At 58.0% G+C, this 19,214-nt stretch carries 22 protein-coding genes; all 22 read right to left on the bottom strand.

Annotated features, from left to right (window positions below; translation table 11 throughout):
• Positions 1-184, bottom strand: a 184-nt coding sequence (locus tag VL197_03850) for a peptidylprolyl isomerase (GenBank protein ID HUJ17104.1), incomplete at its 3' end; no start/stop codon positions are given.
• A 432-nt stretch (positions 185-616) separates the two neighbouring features.
• On the bottom strand, positions 617-1,078 hold the full coding sequence (locus VL197_03855; GenBank protein HUJ17105.1) for a YHS domain-containing (seleno)protein: 462 nt from the start codon (positions 1,076-1,078) through the stop codon (positions 617-619).
• A 261-nt stretch (positions 1,079-1,339) separates the two neighbouring features.
• Complete coding sequence (locus VL197_03860; protein ID HUJ17106.1) at positions 1,340-3,754, bottom strand: hypothetical protein; 2,415 nt, start codon at positions 3,752-3,754, stop codon at positions 1,340-1,342.
• Positions 3,755-4,220: 466 nt separating this feature from the next.
• Positions 4,221-4,400, bottom strand: a complete 180-nt coding sequence (locus tag VL197_03865) for a hypothetical protein (GenBank protein HUJ17107.1) — start codon at positions 4,398-4,400, stop codon at positions 4,221-4,223.
• Positions 4,401-4,770: 370 nt separating this feature from the next.
• Positions 4,771-5,079 (bottom strand): cytochrome c3 family protein, encoded by a 309-nt coding sequence (locus VL197_03870; GenBank protein ID HUJ17108.1) that lies wholly within the window; start codon positions 5,077-5,079, stop codon positions 4,771-4,773.
• A gap of 282 nt (positions 5,080-5,361) precedes the next feature.
• On the bottom strand, positions 5,362-5,685 hold the full coding sequence (locus VL197_03875; protein HUJ17109.1) for a cytochrome c3 family protein: 324 nt from the start codon (positions 5,683-5,685) through the stop codon (positions 5,362-5,364).
• Positions 5,686-5,779: 94 nt separating this feature from the next.
• A complete protein-coding gene (locus VL197_03880; GenBank protein ID HUJ17110.1) occupies positions 5,780-6,784 on the bottom strand; it encodes a NapC/NirT family cytochrome c in 1,005 nt (334 codons plus the stop codon).
• A gap of 278 nt (positions 6,785-7,062) precedes the next feature.
• Complete coding sequence (locus VL197_03885; protein ID HUJ17111.1) at positions 7,063-7,917, bottom strand: multiheme c-type cytochrome; 855 nt, start codon at positions 7,915-7,917, stop codon at positions 7,063-7,065.
• On the bottom strand, positions 7,917-9,008 hold the full coding sequence (locus tag VL197_03890) for a cytochrome bc complex cytochrome b subunit (protein HUJ17112.1): 1,092 nt from the start codon (positions 9,006-9,008) through the stop codon (positions 7,917-7,919). Before VL197_03890 ends, VL197_03885 begins: the two co-directional genes overlap by 1 nt.
• Before the next feature lie 10 nt (positions 9,009-9,018).
• Positions 9,019-9,432, bottom strand: coding sequence for a ubiquinol-cytochrome c reductase iron-sulfur subunit (locus VL197_03895; GenBank protein ID HUJ17113.1), 414 nt, complete (start codon positions 9,430-9,432; stop codon positions 9,019-9,021).
• Positions 9,433-9,552: 120 nt separating this feature from the next.
• The gene (gene nrfD, locus VL197_03900) at positions 9,553-10,776 is read right to left on the bottom strand and encodes an NrfD/PsrC family molybdoenzyme membrane anchor subunit (GenBank protein ID HUJ17114.1); all 1,224 of its coding nucleotides are present in this window, start codon (positions 10,774-10,776) and stop codon (positions 9,553-9,555) included.
• Between the two features lie 11 nt (positions 10,777-10,787).
• Complete coding sequence (locus VL197_03905; protein ID HUJ17115.1) at positions 10,788-11,702, bottom strand: 4Fe-4S dicluster domain-containing protein; 915 nt, start codon at positions 11,700-11,702, stop codon at positions 10,788-10,790.
• A gap of 30 nt (positions 11,703-11,732) precedes the next feature.
• On the bottom strand, positions 11,733-12,245 hold the full coding sequence (locus VL197_03910; protein ID HUJ17116.1) for a cytochrome c3 family protein: 513 nt from the start codon (positions 12,243-12,245) through the stop codon (positions 11,733-11,735).
• Positions 12,246-12,465: 220 nt separating this feature from the next.
• Positions 12,466-13,719, bottom strand: a complete 1,254-nt coding sequence (gene nrfD, locus VL197_03915; protein ID HUJ17117.1) for an NrfD/PsrC family molybdoenzyme membrane anchor subunit — start codon at positions 13,717-13,719, stop codon at positions 12,466-12,468.
• A 2-nt stretch (positions 13,720-13,721) separates the two neighbouring features.
• Complete coding sequence (locus VL197_03920; GenBank protein HUJ17118.1) at positions 13,722-14,510, bottom strand: 4Fe-4S dicluster domain-containing protein; 789 nt, start codon at positions 14,508-14,510, stop codon at positions 13,722-13,724.
• Complete coding sequence (locus VL197_03925) at positions 14,507-14,995, bottom strand: cytochrome C (GenBank protein ID HUJ17119.1); 489 nt, start codon at positions 14,993-14,995, stop codon at positions 14,507-14,509. The genes VL197_03920 and VL197_03925 overlap by 4 nt, the downstream gene beginning before the upstream one ends.
• Positions 14,996-15,053: 58 nt before the next feature.
• Positions 15,054-15,491: an ATP synthase subunit I gene (locus VL197_03930; protein HUJ17120.1), complete on the bottom strand. Its 438-nt coding sequence runs from the start codon at positions 15,489-15,491 to the stop codon at positions 15,054-15,056.
• Positions 15,488-15,772 carry an AtpZ/AtpI family protein gene (locus VL197_03935; protein HUJ17121.1) on the bottom strand — a complete coding sequence of 95 codons (285 nt, stop codon included), beginning with the start codon at positions 15,770-15,772 and terminating at the stop codon, positions 15,488-15,490. Before VL197_03935 ends, VL197_03930 begins: the two co-directional genes overlap by 4 nt.
• A 232-nt stretch (positions 15,773-16,004) precedes the next feature.
• A complete protein-coding gene (gene hemL / locus VL197_03940; protein ID HUJ17122.1) occupies positions 16,005-17,288 on the bottom strand; it encodes a glutamate-1-semialdehyde 2,1-aminomutase in 1,284 nt (427 codons plus the stop codon).
• Between the two features lie 141 nt (positions 17,289-17,429).
• Positions 17,430-17,948 (bottom strand): molybdopterin-guanine dinucleotide biosynthesis protein B, encoded by a 519-nt coding sequence (mobB, locus tag VL197_03945; protein HUJ17123.1) that lies wholly within the window; start codon positions 17,946-17,948, stop codon positions 17,430-17,432.
• Positions 17,949-18,063: 115 nt separating this feature from the next.
• Complete coding sequence (tatC, locus tag VL197_03950) at positions 18,064-18,867, bottom strand: twin-arginine translocase subunit TatC (protein HUJ17124.1); 804 nt, start codon at positions 18,865-18,867, stop codon at positions 18,064-18,066.
• Complete coding sequence (locus VL197_03955; protein ID HUJ17125.1) at positions 18,860-19,195, bottom strand: TatA/E family twin arginine-targeting protein translocase; 336 nt, start codon at positions 19,193-19,195, stop codon at positions 18,860-18,862. The genes tatC and VL197_03955 overlap by 8 nt, the downstream gene beginning before the upstream one ends.
• Positions 19,196-19,214 lie beyond the last annotated feature (19 nt).

Raw genomic sequence — 19,214 nt, forward strand, 5'->3', positions numbered from 1 at the left:
GGCAGGGTGAATTGTAGCAGGAGTGGCAGACTACGCAGCGCTTGTCGAGGATCGGCTTTACCTCGCTCAGGTAGGCTATGGGCCGCGCGGGGACCTTGACGACCACCGGCGGAAGCGCTTTCGGAGCGCATCCGGCAGCAAATACGGCCATGGCCAGGACAAATATCGAAGCTGATCGTCGCATGTAGTTATCCTCCTTCGGCACTCCGGCAAGACCGTCTGATGCCGCTCTGAATATGGGCGATCTCACTCTGCCGATATCCATTCTTCTCTATCGCATCGGCTATCTTCCTGTTCCACTCTCATTCTCCCTGAGAATACTCGTATGGAAATACCAACCGGCCTGCTGCCTGACCGGATTTTGTCACCCTGAACGAAGTTGAGGGTCTGTCATGAGATCGTAAGTACGATATCCTTGGCTCAGCCTGTCCTGAGCTAACTACGAGATTCTTCGCTTCGCTCAGAATGACAAACGAAGGACCCAGAATGGCATCCTTAACGTAAAACCTGTAGGTTGGGCAGCACGACGTGAAACCCAACATATTTATCAAAAACGATTTGGTTGCACAGCGTCGGGTTTCGCTTTGCTCTATCCGACCTACCAACTGTCCCCCGATCATTTTTTACCGCTAACCTTTAGCCAGTTCGTGTCGGCCTTCTTGATGTTACCGGGGATATCTCGACTCCATTTTTCATACGCCGTCTGGCTGCAATTCAGGTACAGCTTCCCGTCAACGATCTTCCATACTTCGGGATCGGTTATTGCTTTCCGTGACTCCGTCATGGCCCAGGCGCAATAACCGTCATATTGAGGAGCGTATTTCTCCGGACTGGCCGCAAACAGGTCCCGGTTCTCCTTGGTTGAGAAATACCAGGTCATGTCATGCCATTTGAAGGTAAATGACTCGCTGCCCTTCAGCGCTTTGCCATCCTTGAAATATGCGACGGTATCGTACCCCTTTATGGCCAGGTCATCGACCGGCGATTGTCCGGCGGCTGTACCGCCGAATCCAGTCACCAGGAGTGATACAAACGAGAAACTCATGAGAATTGCACCGGCTGTGTTCTGTAATTTCATGACCCTATACCTCCGTGTTTGTTGTGATTTGACCGTGTAAAGCATGATCCTTTACCGTACCCGGCCAGCCGGTTATTATCTAAACAGCCGCCCCTAAGTAAACGCCAAAATAACGTGAACAGAATATCATCGCCTTTCCCCTAAAACAAGGTGCATTTAAAACGCGCCAGGCGCATATTTCGCTTTTGCATGGTGATAAAAGGATAGATGCAAGTAAAAAGGCCCCTCGCTCGAGGGGCCTTTTGTGGAACTCATATCTCGTTATTCCCAGCCGTCTGCGACAACCTTCTGCGCTCTCTTATAAGGGAATTTTTCCATGAGCTTGTTGACAGGCAGCTTCTCATCTCCCGCTCTCATGAAATGGAGCAATGCCACCGATGCCCAGTAATCAGTATAATACTCCGTGCCCTCAAGCTGGACCGGCACGCCCTTTTCGTTCACCCGGTGGCAGGCGGTACAGGTAACGGGACCCGCGTATTTCCCATCGGGGCTGAACTGGAGCGCCTGCTGGTGGGACGTCTCATCGACGGCTCCTTGCGGGCCTTCATCACGGACCGGGTATAGCCCGTGGATCGATTCGTGGCAGGACTGGCAGGCCAGGGTGCCGTGGGCCTTCGAGTATCGGTAGAGCGAATACTTGTTCGGTTGATCGATGGGGAAGTAGTTCCCGCCTTCACTCTCGACAAAGGGCGCGAGGTGACAGTCGGCGCAATGCGGCTCACCCGCAGCCAGCCACCAGTCCTTGCCTGCTGATGCTCCGTCGTAAGGCACCGGATCGCCTTCCTTAGCATTCCAGGCGAGGAGCTTGAGCTTTCCGGCGCTGTCCTTGGACGCTTTGACGAGCGTCGCTCCCGTATGGTTTCCATAAAAGGAGGCAAGCGGATTTCCCTCTGCCCCGACGACGGGGTCGGCGAAGTAGGTTTTGAATTTTTTCTCATCGCCGCTGGCCACGGCCTTCACGACCTCCGCGAGCGGCTTGTTCCGCAGGGTCCTGCCCTGCTGGGTGGCAACATCACTGAGATCGTCGAAGTTATACAGCTCGTGGGCCAGGTGATTATGGCAATTGGAGCAGTACAGCCCCCTCATTTCCCTGACCGGCTTTCCCGTCTCGTCCTTCATGCTCACTTCCTTAAGATACCACTTCCCGATCCGGTTCAGGAAGAAGGGCGGTTTGACTGCGGGGTTCGTGTGCGCGTCCCTCCTCAGATAGCATCCGCCGCCGGCGATGCGCAGGTCGGAGTTCGTAAACCGGGGGTTTCCCTCCTTATCCAGGATCCAGTAGGGATTCGTTTCGTCGTTCATCGTTTTCTGCTGCCAGTGGGTCGGATGGCAGGCCTGGCAGCTCTGGGTCCTTCCCGCCTTGTCCGGCATGGGGATGAACGCGGCGTGGGCCGCGTGGATGGCCTCGGTCAGGGGCTTTGCCTTCACCGCCTTGTATCCGGTCGCCGTGGGCCGCGGCGACTGGAGGTTTCCGGATACATTGTCGCCGTGGCAGTCTGCGCAGTTCACCGGCCCCACGGAGCCGAGCCGGTTGAAGGCCACGTCGGGATTATACTCCTTGAGCAGGGCCGTTCCGTTGTGCTTGTCGTGCAATTCAAGCACATTGATGGACGATTCGGAAAGCCGGGCCATGAACTCCGATACGTCGGGATAGTTCTTCTTCCAGTAGGCATACTCCTTATCGAACAGGGTCAGGCCTTCCTGCCGGGACATCCTCGCCGCCTTTCCCTCCCGCGAGTGGCAGTCGTAGCAGTTCGGAAGATCGACGGGGTTGGTGCCGAAGAATTCTATCGGCTTGCCATTGACCATGACGGGCTTGCCGTCCTTGTCGCCGAGCCGGACCACCGAGTATTGAAAGGGCTGGAAGTCTTTGTGCGAGACAGTGCGAATGGTCCCTTTCCTCGCGCTGTCGTTGAACGCCGTCAGGGGGAGCCCCAGCGCGTCCCACAGATAGGACGCCGTGAGCGTAAGCTGTATGTTCCTGACGTCCGGGATCAGGGAATCGGTAAAGACCTTGTTCCCGCCCGTGCCTCCCGCATAGGCCAGGGAGCCGCCCGCGAGGCTCTTTCCGGTGGGGCCCGCGTCCGTCGGGACCTGGATCTGTTTTCCGACGAACAGACGTTTTGCATCCGACCAGTCGGGAGGGATCGTACCTTCGAGGTCCTTGTATATGAAAAGGTGAGTCCAGACGTAGTTTGCCATGGAATCGCCTGGATCGTCCATCCTCCCGTTTCCGTACACGTCCTTCGGCACCTGCCAGTACCGCATCTTATTGCCTTCGCTGTAGCTATTGTCCCTGATCGAGTAAGCGAGCGATATGCCGTCATCCGGGGACAGAAGACGGGGCCGTTCTCCCCGCGCGCCGGTCCTGACGGCCTGGGCCTGAATGCTGTTGTAAGGAGGGATGACGCAGCAATAGGAGATGTCGAAGCCGACACAGTGCATGCCGAGCTCGTAATTGATGAATATGGCGTAGGGGTCCCGCGGGTCGTAGAGCGTTACGGCCTTACCCGAGCTGTCTTCGGCTGAAACATGCTTCAATTCCGTCAGCGTAAACCGCGGGGCCTTGTCAAGGGAGCCCGCCGGGTCCGATGCGGCGAAAGGCGGATGACAGATAAGAATGGCGGCAAGCGATAAAAACAACAATGCACTCCTCGTAGTCGCTTTCGTTTTCATGGCTACTCCTCCTTGTAAATAAGGCTTGAAGATACATGAGGTATTGTTGACATCAGGACCGGCGCTCTGATAGAGTTTTGCTGATAACTGGTGAGGGCGAGAGCAGGAACAGCTGCGCCGCGCTTCTCCCCTCCGCTTTAAGCATCATCGAACTGAGCAATTACTGAGCAATTATAGTATAGCAAATCGATCGTCACCGGAGGCGGGTAGAAGTTAACTATTCTCCGTGTGGAGCGACAGCCGGCGAGACTGCAGGTTGGGTAGAACGAAGTGAAGCGCATCATGTCCCGGAAAATGATATGATTGCATTGCATCGGGTTTCGCCTTGCTCTGTCCGACCTATCGACTGAAAGGTACATTCACAGCAGGCCGGATTAGTTCAGAGATGTATTGAGAACACGTGGGGATGTAGCAGCCCTGCTCTTCTACTCCTACTTCTTTTTTCGTTTTTTTTCCGCTGCGGGTTCTATTCCTCTCCGCCCTTTTTCGCGTAAGGATCGCCCAGGCCGAGATCCGCTCCGTTCACTCCCAGATGCTGGGCGATAGCATCTACTTTTCTTTCGACTGCCAGCAGCCGCTCCAAGAGAGTGTCGATCTCCTTGTGCATTTTCTCATTCTTATCTATTTCCGGCAGGCCTTCTTCCATATTCCCTTGTTCCCTCCTTGATCCTGAAAGAACGATCTTCTTTCACCGATCGGTTCGATCTGGCATGATGAACGGCTGAACGGATGCCGGCACGCTGCCTTGCATTGGCTTGCCCAATTGTTCCGGACTTAAAATTACTATAGCAAAGAATTGCACTACCGGTTGGAAAAGAATGACTGGGTATTCCATGGCACATGCTGAAGAGCGACAGGGTGCGAACAGAGCGGGTGTCGATCTCATGCACGTTCCGATGCTCTTTACGATGGTGCTCGCGTAGGGTCCTGGCCTGGACGGGCAGGTTGTTCCGGTCTCAAAACAAAACCCTCACGGGAAATCCCGTGAGGGTTGTTTGCTTCCGGATAATGACAGCTTACTTCTTGTGGCACTTTGCACAAGCGGCCGCGTCCTTCACGCCGAACGCCTTGGTCCCGTTGTGGCATGCGCCGCAGGCCTTGCCGGCCTCCATGTCCTTCATGGTCATCACGGTGGAACCCTTCTTCATCTTGAAGAGGGCCGGATGACACTCGCCGCACTTCAAAGCCTTATGAGCATCTCCGCTGAACACAACCTTGCCGGCTCCTTTGCCGTCAAAGTCCAGGCTTTTGCCCGGGCCGACCGCAAGCGCCGTGCCTGCTACCGCGAACATCACGATCAGAACAAGAACGATAACTTTTTTCATTCAGTATTTCACCTCCTTTCATTCGAAATTTATGCTCGCCGGAGCGAGGATGATCCCAGTGCTGCGAACGTCCGTACGGGTCCCGGAGAGTGATTCTCGAAATGCTGACATCAAAGGTAATCGAAAAACTGCCGGGTGTCAAGGCAGGGCAGCAGAAAAAAGTGCGGGGCCGGATAATGAGAATGTTATAATCAGCAACAAAGTGCTACTCTCCGGAAGAATAAAAAAGCCCTCATGACAATGCATGAGGGCTTCTACTACCGGATAATGACATCTTCCTTCTTACTTCTTGTGGCACTTTGCACAGCTGGCTGCGTCCTTGGCGCTGAACGCCTTGGTGCCGTTGTGGCAGGCACCGCAGAACTTGCCTTCGTTGATGGCCGCCATCGTGATGGTGTCGGCGCCCTTCTTCATCTTGAAGAGACCGGACTGATGACAATCGGCGCACTTGAGGCCCTTGTCTGCATGGACCTTGCCGTCGAACACCACCTTGCCTGCTCCCTTTGCCTCGAACTCCACGGTCTTGCCGGCCGGAACTGCGAACGCCGAAACGGAAAGAGCCAGGGTCACGGCAACTGCAACTGCTACGACGATAAGCTTTTTCATTCTAGGATTCACCTCCTTTCATCAAGGTAATGCATACTGCCTATTTGACACCCCGGTTCCGACAAGGTTGACACCTCATCACGGGGGGAAAAACCTACAGAAACGCCTTGGGGTTCCGGTACTCGTGGCAGGCGACGCAGTCCTTCTTGGCCGAGGCCTCGGTCACCTTCCAGAGATGCGGCTTGTGGCAGTCCTTGCACTGCATGTCCATGCCCAGGTGAACCTTGTGCTTGCCGACCTTCGGCACATTCGAGTGGCACTTCAGACAGTCCTCGCTCTTCGGCTTCACCTTGCCCGGCGTGTGCGGCTTGTGGCACTCGTAGCAGTAGAACTGCATGGGTGAAGTGTCGGTGACCTGGATCTTGACCGCCTTCTTGATCACCGCGGAGTTCGGCGGGAAGAAGCGGACGTCCATGGTGCCGTCGGCGATGAGCTCCTTCCGGATCGCCTCGCTCTCGCTGTGGCAGTAGAGGCATTTCTTCCGTCCGGGTCTGAGGTCCCGTGTCCGGTCCGTGTGGCAGTTGATGCAGGCAAGGCCGCCCATGCCCTCTCCGTGCACCTGCTTGTCCTTGTGGCACTTGTTGCAGAACTTCTCGGTCGGGAGGAAGCGATGCAGCCCTGACTTGTCCGACTTCACCTCGCCGTGGCATTCGGTGCACTCGATCTGCTCCATGTACACGTGCTTGGCATGGAAGAGCGACTTGTTGATGCGCGTGGCCTTTCCTTCGGTATGGCACTGGTTGCAGTATTTCTGGCTCACGAGGATCTGACCATGCCGCTCGGGCACCTTGTTGGGACGGTGCAGCACGAAGCTGATCAGCAGCTGGTTCTGTTCCGGGATCGTGAGATGATGACAATCATGACAATTGAGCTGTTTATGTTCGCTCTGGGACCAGCTGTCGTAGGCCGACTGCATCAGATGGCAGCCGACGCAGAATTTGGGATTATTCTGGGTGAAATCATAAAACTTGTACGAGATAAAACCGCCGCCGGTTACGATGATCAGGATGAGCGCGATGATGAGCAGTTTTGCCTTCAGGGAAATGGGCTCCTTGAGCCTGTTCTTCAGATCGTTCAATTTCTCAGCTACCCAACTCATGTACTACCCCCAACCAAATCCAAAAAAATCTCATGTCAATAAGCCCTTTTTTATAACATGAGCAAAAGGACATGTCAACAGATTTCATAACCCCGGGCAAAAGAGTTCAGTCATTGTACGTTTTTTTTGGGAATTTGCAGAAAGCAGTTTTGTTACAAAACGGTTGACCCGAAAAAAGGCGGGACCGGGGTCCCGCCTTGCGAGTGTTTCAGGGGCTGTCGAAATCCTGTTCGCATCCCGGCAAAGAGACGAGACCCTCCGGGAAACATTCGTCGTCGTTAATCCTTTCCCTTCCAGGTCAGCAGGAAGATACCGGTACCCAGGCCGACGAACAGCAGCAGCAGGAACGCTGAGAAATTCCGCCTGAAACTCAGCTCCCGGAACGCAGACCGTACATTCTGGTCTATCCGGTCGAGCTCTGTGCTCACCTCCCCGGTCTTTTCCTGGACCAGATTGACGTCCACCGTATGAAAGAGCGTTCGGAACTCGGCCTGTGTGCTGAACAGCGCCTTCTCGTCGGCGTCAGCGTAGAACCCCTGGCGTTTCAGGTCCAAGAGCCCCTCTCCCAGTTCGCTGATCCTCTTTTCGGTCAGGAAGAGCGCCTGCTTCATGTTCTTCGCCCGCTCATAGGAATGGCATTTCGTGCAGAGCTGCTCGTTGATGATGTTGATGCTCGCCTTCTGGATATTGTGCGATCCGTGGCAAGTGACGCAGCTGGGCGCCTTCCGCAACGCCTTCAGTGCCTTCCCGTGGCCGCTCTCGACGTAATTCGACAGGATGCCGATATGGCATTTCCCGCAGAATTCCGGCACCGACTGGGGCGTCGGGACCCCGACGAACCCGCGCTGGGGCGACATGGACAGTGCCGCGTCCTTCGGGTCGCCGCCGTGGCAATGTTCGCAGGATATGTTGTTCTGCGCATGCCAGCTGGCCTGCCATGCCTCGACGATGTTCTGGAATTCCGGCTTCATGGTGTCCGATGCATGACAGGAGATGCACAGGTTCTGTTCGATCTGTTCGCCGGCCCAGGGCTTCGTCAGAAATCCCTTCTCGAATTCCTCACGGTAATCGGCAACGCTCACGGAGGGGAGAAGGAAAAGAGCCGCTGCTAAGCAGAATAGATATCTCATCATTAGATCCTCCCCCAGAACAGCAGGACGATCCACACGGCGATCAGGAAGATGAAGACCCCGCGCAGGATCGGCCTCTTTAAAACGTTCTTCTCCCGATAGGTATCGAGGAACGGCCAGCCGAGGAACACAAGGACCAGGACGAGCTGGATCGTGATCCCGAGGAACTTGTTCGGAATGAGCCTCAGGAGCTGGTACGGCGGAAGGAGGTACCATGCCGGGTGCACCTCATGAGGCGTCCGGTACGGGTCGGCGGGCACATTTGCTTCATCGGGGAAGAACAGGTTCGGGAAGAACGTAATGATCAGGAACATCACGGCGAAGTACCCCATGAGCATGTACATCTGCTTCTGGAAGAAGAGCGGATAATAGGAGTAACCGTCAGGGTGGGTCTTTCTGTGGTACTCGGTCAGTGGACGCTTTTCCTCATCCTGCAGGCCGAAGGGCGTTGCGGAAATGCCGATCCTGTTGATGAGGAACAAATGGATCCCGATGAGGGAGAGGAAGAGGGGCGGCAGGATCGCCACATGGATCGCAAAGAACCTGCTGAGCGTGATATGCGTGACGCTGTCCCCGCCTCTCAGGATACGGGCGATGGGCTCGCCGATGAGGGGCAGCGCCGTGGGCATGGAGGTCACCACGGTCGTCGCCCAGTAGCTGAGCTGCGTCCAGGGCAGCAGGTAGCCGCTCAGGCCGAACATGATCGTGATGAGGAGGGAAAGGCCGCCCCCCAGCCAGGTAAGCTCCCGCGGCCGCTTGTAGTTCCCCATCAGGAAAACGGTGATCATGTGCAGCAGGACCACGCTGATCATCAGGTTGCTGCCCACCGTGTGCATCTGCCGGAACAGCCACCCATAAGGGACCTTGGTCATGATGTCCTGGACGCTGCGGAACGCATGATCCGGATGAGGGATATAATAGATGAGCAGCACGATCCCGGTCACCGCCTGAACCGTGTAGGCGACCACGGCGAGAAAGCCCAGCGTATAGAACAGATTGATGTTCTTCGGGATCCGGTATTCGATGACCTCTGTCTGAATGAAGTTATCCAGACCGACCCTCACTTCAAGCCAGTTTACGATCTTCTTCCACATAGTGATAACCTCACCCTATGACGATGTTTTCCCCTTCGATCCTGAAGGGAATGGCCGCCAATGACTTCGGCGGAGGACCGGACAGAACATTTCCTTCGAGGTCGAAGTTCCCCGCATGACAGGGACAGACCAGCCTTTGCGTGCCATGATGATACTCGACGAGGCAGCCGAGGTGCGTGCAGGTCCTGGACAGCGCTATGAACCCTTTATCCGGGCGGTTTATGATGACCGCGGGAGCGTCCCGGTAAACGAAGTTCTTCGCTTCGCCGGACGGAATGTCGCCCTTGCGGATGATCAGCCTCCTTGTCTCCGCCATGCGCGAGGGGAGCGCCGAAAGGAATCTCACCAGCGCATAGAAAAAGGACGTCAGCGTAATGGATCCGAGAAAGGCTATGGCGATCTTCAGAAATTTGCGCCTCTTCATGTAAACCCCCTAAAGGAGTATTCTCCCCGCGATACGGGGAACCGCCCCGGTCCCGGTATGGCGTTCGGCAATCGGACATTCCGCCTTGGCCCGGGAAACCCACATCTCAAACGGCGGCCCCTACCCCGCCTGCCTCTTCGTTTCGAACCTCAGCTTGCCCGTGTAGATGGGGACCGCGAACTTGAGCAGCAACGTGTACAGCAGGGCGCCCGCGGCCCAGATGCCCATCGTGATGAGGATCTCCGACGTGGTGGGCGAATATTCATAGATCTCGCCCAGCGTGTCGGGAACGAACCCGGGAACGATCAGCCCCATGCCTTTCTCAATGTACACGCCCATGATGATGAGGACGCAGCCGATGTTCAGCGTCAAGAAGTTCTCCCGCGTCTTCGGGAAGAGGAACAGGAAGAACGCCGTGATGTTGAACAGGGACGCCGACCACATCCACGGAACCAGGCTCGCCTTGCCGTGGAGCCCGAAGTACAGGTACTGGATGGAATAGGAATCCACGGCGCCCGAGTAGAACTCCTTGAACGCCTCGGCCCCCAGCAGGAACAGGTTGATGCCCATGGCATAGGCGATCAGTTCGGCGATCTTGAAGATGGCCCGGTTGTCGATCTCGACCTCGGACCGTTTCCGGATGATCTGGAACAGCAGCAGCATGATCGCCGGGCCCGAGCAGAAGGCCGACGCAAGGAACCGCGGGGCGAGGATCGAGGCGTTCCAGAACGGCCGCGAGGACAGGCCGTTGTAGAGGAAGGCGGTCACGGTATGGATGCTGACGGCCCAGGGGATGGAGAGGATAATGAGAGGGCCGATCACGGACATGCTGTATTCCTTGCCGATCGAAAGCCGGTAGAGGACGTAAAAGGCGATGATGGCGTTGATGGCGAGGTACCCGTTCAGCACGACCACGTCCCAGGCGAGCAGCGATGCGGGGAAGTGCATGGCCCCCACGATGGGCAGGATGTGCCAGACCCGGAGGGGCTGGCCCATGTCCACCAGGATGAACAGGATGCACATGGAGATGGCCGACACGGCGAGCAGCTCCCCGAAAAGCACGATCTCCTTGATGGGCTTGAAGTTGTAGAGATAGGCCGGCACCACGAGCAGCACGGCCGCCGCTGCAACGCCGACCAGGAAGGTGAAGTTCGAGATGAAGAGGCCCCAGGACACCTGGTCACGCATGGCCGTGGTGATCAGTCCGCGGTTCAGCTGGTCGGCGTACGCGCTCGCCCCCAGGATGATGAAAAAGGACAGGAAGGCCACCCAGAGGTAGTATGTGCGGTCGCCGATGAAGACCTGCCGCAGGGCGATAAAGAAATTCTTGATCAGGCTTCCCATGACTGGCCCTCCTACACGCCGTACGCGAAGAAGTAGTAGAACTTCGGATAGGTGTTCAGGTCTTCCTTCAGCCGGAAGACCCGCTTGTGCTCGATCGCATACCGGATCTCGCTCTCCGGGTCGAGCAGATTGCCGAACTTCCGCGCCCCGACCGGGCAGGCCTCCACGCACGCCGGGTACCTGCCGTTCCGGGTCCTCTGGATGCAGAAGGTGCACTTCTCCACGACCCCTTTATACCGCGGCCGGTTGCCGAGGTAATGGGTCTTGGTGTTGATCTCCTCGGCCGGCCTCTTCGGCTCGGCCCAGTTGAAATGGCGCGCGCCGTAAGGGCAGGCGGCCATGCAGTACCGGCATCCGATGCACCAGTTGTAGTCGATGACCACGATCCCGTCCGGCTCCTTCCAGGTCGCCTGGGTCGGACAGGCCCGGACGCAGGGCGGGTTCTCGCACTGCTGGCACTGGACCGGCATGTAGAAGTAGTCGGGTTCGGGAACGAGCTCCGGGTTGTAGTATTTCTCCGAGTCCTCCAGATCGACCCACTTTTCGCCTTTCTTGAAGCGCAGCACGCTGATCCAGTGTATCTGCGGGTCCTTGGACTGGTTGTTCTCGTCCACGCAGGCGTACTCACACCTTCTGCAGCCGATGCAGCGGGACAGGTCCAGCCCGTACCCGAACTGGACCCCCGGAAGCGCCTTCTCGTTGCCCACGCTGATCTTCTTCCGGTACTGCTGCTCGTATTCCTGCTCCAGCCGGTTCAGCACCTGCTGGATCTCGGCGTCGTTCATCTCGTGGAAATGTTTCTGGAAGAACGACTCCCAGAACGAGGCATCGGCGTTCTGCAGCGGGAGCGCGGCCCCGGCGAGTCCGAGCGCAGCGCCTTTCAGGAACGATCTCCGGTCAACATGGATCCCTTCTCTGTTCTTCATGATTTTCTTCATCGCGGTCCTCGTCGGTTCCTACTTGATATCGGACGGTTTCACCGGGGGCGGCAGCGGCTTTAAGGGCTTGAACCGGGGATCATGGGGCCAGTGGCAATGGACGCAGAGGCGGTACTGCTTCTCGCCGTTCCACATGCCGGTCCTCTTCCCGTGCAGCCCGGCCTTCCATTCGCGCAGGATCGTGCCGTGACACTGGCCGCAGAGGTTGTACGATTCATCGAACGGAACGAGCTTGCCGTTGGCGAGGCGCAGCATGTCGCGATTGGAAGGATTGTGGCAGTCGAAGCACCAGCCGCCGGGCATGTGCTTCAGCACGATCTCCTGGTGCATTTCGAGCTTCCGGGGCTGCCTGTTTACCGGCATGCCTGCGTGGCACTGGGAGCAGGGGAAGATCCCGGGAGTGAACGGCGGGGGAGGAACGAAGAACTTCTTGCTGGGGGTTTCCGGTTCGGCCGCGAGCGCGGCGAACGCCGTAAGGATGACCAGAAACACGAGCGAGACAGGAACGAGAGCTCTTTCTTTGTTGGTCATGTGATCCGGTCCTTTCGAGAAGGAGTGGAGACCAGACAGGCATCAGGAACTGCAGGAGCAACGGACCTATAGTAATATGTTTCCGATTCCAATTGCAAACTCTAATTCTAATTTGAGCGGAAATGCTGATAAAACTGACAGCGCTGATGCTGATGTGAGCGGAGATCATGAATCGTTCTCCCGGGCTTCGATCGCCCGGGAGAACGACGGATGAAAAAGATCAATGGGCTTCCTGGCTTTCGAACACGGGGAATATCTTGGTGATCACCGTGAACAGGACAAAGGGCATGATGAAGATGCCGAGCGCGCCGACGAGGCCCTCCTTGACCGTTTCCCAGTTATGGGGCACGATCGGCAAGTGATAATGCATGTAGCCGGCAAAGGTGAGCGAGAAGGCCTGGCCGCCGATCACGACGTTCCACCGCATCATGAAAACGCCGAACAGCACAAGAACGCTGGCAAGGACTGCCCGGCGGATCGTCAGCCCCGGGACCAGGAACATGATGAGTGGGAGGAGATTGCCGATGCCGTACTGCAGGATGAAGATATCGCCGAAATCCCGTTCGTAAATGACGCTTCTCAAGATATCCCACGACTTGACCGCGGTATAGCCCCGGAATATGATGTCCAGAAGTTCGAGGCTGATCGCCGCCACCATGAATGCCAGAAGATACTTCGCCGTCATCTGCACGACGCTGATCTCGACGCTCTTGAGCTGCTCCTGCGACGGCAGGCCGGCATAGGAGGCCCTCTTGCGTTTGGCGAGGAACTTCCGTATCTCCATGGTCACGATATAGGTGAGCATGCAGAGCGCGATGCCGGAAACGATCGCGGACATGATGAAGATGACCGGCATGAGCGGGGTCATCCAGAGCGCGTTGGCCTTCACCGAACCGAAGATGAACCCCGCGTAGCCGTGGAGAAAGCAGGCCACGGGAATGCCGAGCCCGGCAAGGAACTTGATGGCCTTTTCGTCCCGGTGGAGCGACTCTTCGCTGACGTCGTACACGCCGAGCGTCAGGGAGCAGAAGATGAAGTACCTGATCCATTCGACCAGGGTCTTGTCCTGCTTTTCCCTGAGCTTGAGCGATACCTCCACAAAGTGCTTCCGGTAGAGGAACCAGAGCTCCGAAGCGACGATCGCGCCGTAGGTGAAGAACACGATGCCGAAGGCTGCGATGGCCGAGGTGAAGTGCGGGGTCATGAAGATCTCGACGCCGCGAAAGGGAAACTGCAGATGGAGCACGATCGGCATGGGCGCGGCGAAGAGCAGGGCAAAGGAGAAGACCAGCGCGAACCGCGCCATGTTCTTCAGCTTCTGGATGCCGAACACGTGGTAGAGCGAGGAGAGCACGAAGGCCCCGGCCACGAGCCCCGTCATGAAGGGGTACATGACGATCTGTATGCTCCAGTAGATGTATTCATTGGGAGTGACGAACAGTTCCTTGACGGTCCAAAGTTCTCCGTGTACCATGGCTATCTGACCTCCTCATCCAGGCCGATGTAGTACACCTGGGGTTTCGTGCCGTATTCGCTCTTCAGCACACCGACCCGCTGCGTTCGCATGGTAAGCGTCACGGGGTCGTTGGGATCCTTGATGTTCCCGATCTGGCGGGCTCCGAAGGGGCAGGCCTGGACGCAGGCGGTCTTGAGCCCCTTCGTGATGCGGTGATAGCAGAAATTGCACTTCTCGGCCGTATGGTAGACGGGGTGGAAGAACCGCACGCCGTAGGGGCACCCCATGATGCAGTAGCCGCAGCCGATGCACCAGGTCCGGTCCACCAGGACGACGCCGTCCGGCGCCTGGTAGGTCGCACCCACGGGGCAGACCTGCACGCAGGGAGGATTGTCGCACTGGTTGCACAGCTTCGGCACGAAGAACGCCTTCTCGATGCCCTCCTTGCTGATGTCTTTGATGCCATCAGCGTTCTCATCGATCTTCGCGGTCGTGAAGCCGTCACGCGCCCCCTTGGGGGTGTCGGCGTACAATTTTCCGGTCTTGGTCAGGACGTACCGCTCTACCCAGGTCCTTGTCACATTCGCGTCATAGGGGATCTCGTTCTCCAGCTTGCAGGCCTTGACGCACATGCCGCAGCCCACGCACTTGTAGGTGTCGACGAGGAACGCCCACCGCACGGCCGCCTTGTCCGCGGCCACCTCGGCGAACAGCTTTTTCGGATCGATGATCTCAAGCGCCGCAAGGGGGATCGACATCCCGGCTATGCCCAGCGCGGCATTTTTCAGGAACTTTCTTCGCGATATCATCTCAGGCCCTCCATCGGATTGTGAGGATTATGGCAGGTGGAGCATTCGATGTCGGGATTGTGCTTGTCGGGATCGATGCCCCGGATCTTCGACCGGAAGCTCGTCGGGTACGGCAGCGGGAAATGGCAGCGCAGGCACTGCGCCCGGCTCTTGTCGATGGGCAGCTTTGGCAGCTTCTCGTCATAGTGCACGATCCCCTCGGGCGTCCCCGCCGGACCGTGACAGTCCTCGCAGGGGATGATGTGATGCGGCGTCTTGTTGATGCTGTCGTACTTGTCGGTGTGGCAGTCCTTGCAGTACTCCTTGCCCATGTATTTGACCTTGAACTTTTTCCAGTCCTCCTCGTTTCCCCTGCGGTGCCACCCGTACATGTAGCCCCGATCGCCGATCCCGAAGTCCCTGGGAACGATGAACATGCGCGCGATCAGGATCAGCGCCACCATCCCCAGAACCACGAATAGCGGCCTTAGAACATGGTTCTTCATGCGTACTCCCCTCCCTTATGACGTATGACTCATGCAGTGTTCCGACACCGGATGCGCACTACGGCTGGTCGTTTTTAAGCGTGTTTTTCATCGTGACCGCGCCCTCCCATATGATCGCGAGGAAGCAGAGCGACAGTCCGGCCACAAGGCCGAACACGTCAAGCAGCTGCCATTTGATCACGATGAACAAGATGATAAAAATAACGGATAGTTTGAGGATGCTGATGATGGCCGCCGCGAGGTTCGAGGCCCCGGCCCTCGCCCCCTGCCTCAGGTATACCCTCTGCACCGCAAGGGCAAGCCACCGGAAATTCAGCAGGCCGAGCACGCCGCCGGCCAGAACGCTCAGGGGAAGGAACCACCACCGGTCGCCGCGCAGGACGGCGAACAGGAGGACACCTGCCGCTGCAGCCGAAACGATCATCCCCGCCTTCTTCCCCACGCCCCTGAGGACCGCCGCCACCGCCTGCGTTCGTACATCAACCGGATCGCTCATGTATCTTCCTTATCGGATCGGTCCAGTTCTTCCTGGCTTTTCCGTGCAGCCACAAAGAGGTTCCGAAATCCTGCGAAGATGCCGAAAAGCAGGAACACTACCGTGAGCCATGGCGAGGTGCCCAGTTTCCGGTCAAGCCAGCGCCCGACGAACAGGCCGATCACCGTGGCGAACACCATGGTCAGGCCGACGGTGCTCAGGACGCCGACCATGCGCAGGAGCTTTCTGTCCTTTTCTTCCAGCGGATCCCCCTCCAGCAGGAGCCGGAGGCTCCCGCTCATAATGCGTCCTCCCCCTTGCACCCAGCGGTTTACGAGCTTGTGGCCAGTGCTTACGAGTGCATTGCGCGAATACAGGCCATGCCAGACGCGAGTGCAGGGCGAGGGTTACGACGCATGCCACGCACGGCGCAGCCGGGGGATGTCAAGTCGCGGGATGGCTGGGAAACTGTGGTTCACGCGTCTCCGCGGAAGACCGGGATGCGCACGGCCGCATTCACGCTTCGCGCATCTCCTACAAGCCCTTCAGGCTCTTCCGCGCAGCCTCGATCGTCCTCGTGATGTCCGCTCGCGTGTGCGCCAGGGACAGGAAGGCCGCCTCGAACTGGGAGGGAGCCAGGTTGACCCCGTTCTTGAGCATGGACAGGAAGAACTTGCCGAACCGGGACGTATCCGATGTCTTGGCGCTCGCGAAGTCCTTCACGCTCTGATCCGTGAAGAACCCCGTGAACATGGATCCGACCCGGTTGAACGTGACCGGCACGCCTGCTTCCGCGGCAGCGGCGCGCAGCCCCTGTTCCAGTTCCCCCGAAACCCTATCAAGGGTCTTATAGACACCGGGCCTTCCGAGCAGCTTGAGCGTTTCGATGCCCGCGGTCATGGCGAGCGGATTTCCCGACAGGGTGCCTGCCTGGTAGATCGGACCTATCGGAGCAACCTTCTCCATGATCTCGCGCCGCCCGCCGAACGCCCCGACCGGAAGACCGCCGCCGATCACCTTGCCGAGACAGGTCATGTCCGGTTTGATCTTATAGAGCTGCTGGGCGCCGCCGAAGGCAACGCGGAAGCCGGTCATCACCTCGTCGAAAATAAGAACGATGCCGTATTGGTCGCACACCTGTCTCAGACCATCGAGAAATCCCGGTTCCGGGGGTACGCACCCCATGTTCCCCGCGACCGGCTCGACGATGATGCAGGCGATCCGTTCGCCCTCCCGGGCTGCGATGTCCTTTACTGCCGCGAGATCATTATAGGGGACCGTCAGCGTGAGCTTTGCCAGCTCTGTCGGCACGCCGGGGCTGTCGGGCAGCCCGAACGTGGCGACGCCGCTCCCCGCCTTTACGAGCAGGCTGTTTCCGTGACCGTGGTAGCCGCCCTCGAACTTGATGATCTTGTCCCGGCCCGTATGTCCCCGGGCAACCCTGATCGCGCTCATCGTCGCTTCCGTGCCCGAGCTCACCATGCGGACCAGCTCGATGGAAGGCACTGCCTTCTTCACCATCCTGGCCAGCGTGATCTCGAGTTCCGTGGGAGCGCCGAAGCTTGTCCCGTCTGCGATCGCCTTTTTGAGGGCCGCGGTCACCTTGGGGTGCGCGTGGCCCAGGATCATCGGCCCCCAGGAAAGCACATAGTCGATGTAGGTCTTCCCGTCGGCATCAATGATCTTCGAGCCCTTCGCTTTTTTAATGAAGAGCGGCTCGCCTCCCACCGAACGGAACGCCCGCACCGGGCTGTTCACGCCGCCCGGGATGTGCTTTTTTGCCTCTTCGAACAACCTCTTTGACCGTGCTCCCGACATGCATGCTCCTTCCCTTGCATCATCACGATGCCCTGTTCAGCGAACCCACGACCGGACACCATAAAATATGAAAATCCGTCCGGAAAGTCAACGATAAACATCGATTTCCAAGATGAATCAGAGGTAAACATTATCTGACAATCAGAATTTGCACGGGCCCCTCTCCTCGCCGTCTGACGCAATCCGTCCGAGGATGAACTCCGCCACTCCGTCTGCGTCATCGAGATCGAAGCGGGGAAGAGGGGTATCGAACGGCCGGTCGCTCACGAGGGCAAGGAAAGAAGGATCGTCAAGGCAGAGCGGATGATTGCCGGAGACGCCGGAGCGGAACACCTCGATCCGGTTCCCGGCGGTCTGCTTGAAGCCCTCGCTGATGATGATGTCGGCGTCCACTGCCCGCTCGAGTTCTTCGATGCCCGGCTCCTGGTCGATCGTGCTCAGAACCGCCATCTGGCCCGGCCCCACCAGCACGACGTGATCCGCCCCGGCCTGCCGGAACCGCCAGGAGTCCTTGCCCGGCCGGTCGAGATCGAACCCACGCGACGCATGCTTGATGACCGCGACGCTGTAGCCGCGGGCCTTCAGAACGCGCACGACCTTTTCAATAAGCGTTGTCTTGCCGCTGTTCGATGCCGCGGCAACGAAGGAGATTGTTTTCATAAACAACCTGCCACGGATGGCCTGTAGGGGCGGCCCTTGTAGCCGCCCGATCAGGACTTTGTTACAGGCCCAGCAGGGCAACCACGATAGGTTGCCCCTCCCTATTCCCGATTTCTCACGTTTCGGTCAGGTCCGTGGAGTCCGACGCCTTCTTTTTCCTGCCGAACAGGCGCGCTGCAAGGATGCCTGCCTCGTAGAGGAGATAGATGGGGATGGACATGATGGTCTGGTTGAATACGTCCGGCGTCGGAGTCAGGATGGCGCCGAGGATGAACGCGCCCAGGAAGGCGTACTTGCGGTATTTCGCCAGCCCGTCGGGGGTGACGATCCCGATGCGGCTCAGGACGACGATGACGAGCGGCAGTTCGAACACCAGGCCGCAGGCCAGGAGGAACTTGAGAACGAAATCGATGTAATCGCCGAGCCTGAGGATCGCGACGAGGTCCTCGGTCTTGTACTCGAGCAGAAACGGGATCGCGAAAGGCAGGAGGAGCAGGTAGCAGAACAGCATGCCCAGGACGAAGAAGCCCGTCGAGAAAAAGACGAAGACGCCTGCGTACTTCCGCTCCTTCGACATCAGCCCCGGACCGATGAACCGCCAGACCTGGTACACAACCATCGGGAACACCAGCATGAGGCCGGCGATCAGCCCGATCTTGAGATGGGTCCAGAAGGGCTCGATCAGTGTCGTGTAATGCAGCTTCTGCTGGACCTTGGCCGGGACCGACGTGAGGAACGGGAACGAGCTCTGGACAACGAGCTTGGCGTTCATCGGCCACATCAGGAGCCGCAGGATGTCCTCGGAATAGGAGAAGCAGACGCCGAACCCGATGGCGATCCAGAGCAGGGCGCGGATGATCCTTTTCCGGAGCTCGTCGAGATGGTTCCAGAAGGACATGCGCAGCTCTTGTTCAGGCATGCGGCTCCTCTCCCGGCTTCTTCTGGTCAAGCGCCTGGTCCGTTTTTTGCTCCGTTCCCTGCTGGTCGTCGGCCGGCTTCAAAGCCTGGTCCTGGGTTATCTCGGAAAGGTCCATGTGGGTGAGTTTCTTCACCTCTTCCAGGTCGGCCTGCTTCTCCACTTCTTTCATTTCCGCCTTCATGGACTCCTGGAACTCCTCCGAGGCCTTCTTGAACTCCGCCATGGCGCGTCCGAGGGATTTCCCCAGGTCGGGAAGTTTCTTCGGCCCGAAGACAATCAGCGCTATGACAAAGATGACCATTATTTCAGGCAATCCGAGACCGAACATGGCTTTCTCCTTACATCAC

The organism is Nitrospirota bacterium, assembly GCA_035516965.1.
Taxonomy (GTDB): Bacteria; Nitrospirota; UBA9217; order UBA9217; family UBA9217; genus MHEA01.

Excerpts from the sequence above, each read along its gene's own strand:
- VL197_03920 (HUJ17118.1), bottom strand. The coding sequence starts at position 14,510 with ATGATATCGCGAAGAAAGTTCCTGAAAAATGCCGCGCTGGGCATAGCC.
- VL197_03895 (HUJ17113.1), bottom strand. The coding sequence starts at position 9,432 with ATGAAGAGGCGCAAATTTCTGAAGATCGCCATAGCCTTTCTCGGATCC.
- mobB (HUJ17123.1), bottom strand. The coding sequence starts at position 17,948 with ATGAAAACAATCTCCTTCGTTGCCGCGGCATCGAACAGCGGCAAGACA.
- VL197_03955 (HUJ17125.1), bottom strand. The coding sequence starts at position 19,195 with ATGTTCGGTCTCGGATTGCCTGAAATAATGGTCATCTTTGTCATAGCG.
- nrfD (HUJ17114.1), bottom strand. The coding sequence starts at position 10,776 with ATGGGAAGCCTGATCAAGAATTTCTTTATCGCCCTGCGGCAGGTCTTC.
- VL197_03890 (HUJ17112.1), bottom strand. The coding sequence starts at position 9,008 with ATGTGGAAGAAGATCGTAAACTGGCTTGAAGTGAGGGTCGGTCTGGAT.
- hemL (HUJ17122.1), bottom strand. The coding sequence starts at position 17,288 with ATGTCGGGAGCACGGTCAAAGAGGTTGTTCGAAGAGGCAAAAAAGCAC.
- VL197_03905 (HUJ17115.1), bottom strand. The coding sequence starts at position 11,702 with ATGAAGAACAGAGAAGGGATCCATGTTGACCGGAGATCGTTCCTGAAA.
- VL197_03855 (HUJ17105.1), bottom strand. The coding sequence starts at position 1,078 with ATGAAATTACAGAACACAGCCGGTGCAATTCTCATGAGTTTCTCGTTT.
- VL197_03870 (HUJ17108.1), bottom strand. The coding sequence starts at position 5,079 with ATGAAAAAAGTTATCGTTCTTGTTCTGATCGTGATGTTCGCGGTAGCA.
- VL197_03885 (HUJ17111.1), bottom strand. The coding sequence starts at position 7,917 with ATGATGAGATATCTATTCTGCTTAGCAGCGGCTCTTTTCCTTCTCCCC.
- VL197_03935 (HUJ17121.1), bottom strand. The coding sequence starts at position 15,772 with ATGAGCGGGAGCCTCCGGCTCCTGCTGGAGGGGGATCCGCTGGAAGAA.
- VL197_03925 (HUJ17119.1), bottom strand. The coding sequence starts at position 14,995 with ATGAAGAACCATGTTCTAAGGCCGCTATTCGTGGTTCTGGGGATGGTG.
- nrfD (HUJ17117.1), bottom strand. The coding sequence starts at position 13,719 with ATGGTACACGGAGAACTTTGGACCGTCAAGGAACTGTTCGTCACTCCC.
- VL197_03875 (HUJ17109.1), bottom strand. The coding sequence starts at position 5,685 with ATGAAAAAGCTTATCGTCGTAGCAGTTGCAGTTGCCGTGACCCTGGCT.
- VL197_03865 (HUJ17107.1), bottom strand. The coding sequence starts at position 4,400 with ATGGAAGAAGGCCTGCCGGAAATAGATAAGAATGAGAAAATGCACAAG.
- VL197_03910 (HUJ17116.1), bottom strand. The coding sequence starts at position 12,245 with ATGACCAACAAAGAAAGAGCTCTCGTTCCTGTCTCGCTCGTGTTTCTG.
- tatC (HUJ17124.1), bottom strand. The coding sequence starts at position 18,867 with ATGCCTGAACAAGAGCTGCGCATGTCCTTCTGGAACCATCTCGACGAG.
- VL197_03930 (HUJ17120.1), bottom strand. The coding sequence starts at position 15,491 with ATGAGCGATCCGGTTGATGTACGAACGCAGGCGGTGGCGGCGGTCCTC.
- VL197_03860 (HUJ17106.1), bottom strand. The coding sequence starts at position 3,754 with ATGAAAACGAAAGCGACTACGAGGAGTGCATTGTTGTTTTTATCGCTT.
- VL197_03880 (HUJ17110.1), bottom strand. The coding sequence starts at position 6,784 with ATGAGTTGGGTAGCTGAGAAATTGAACGATCTGAAGAACAGGCTCAAG.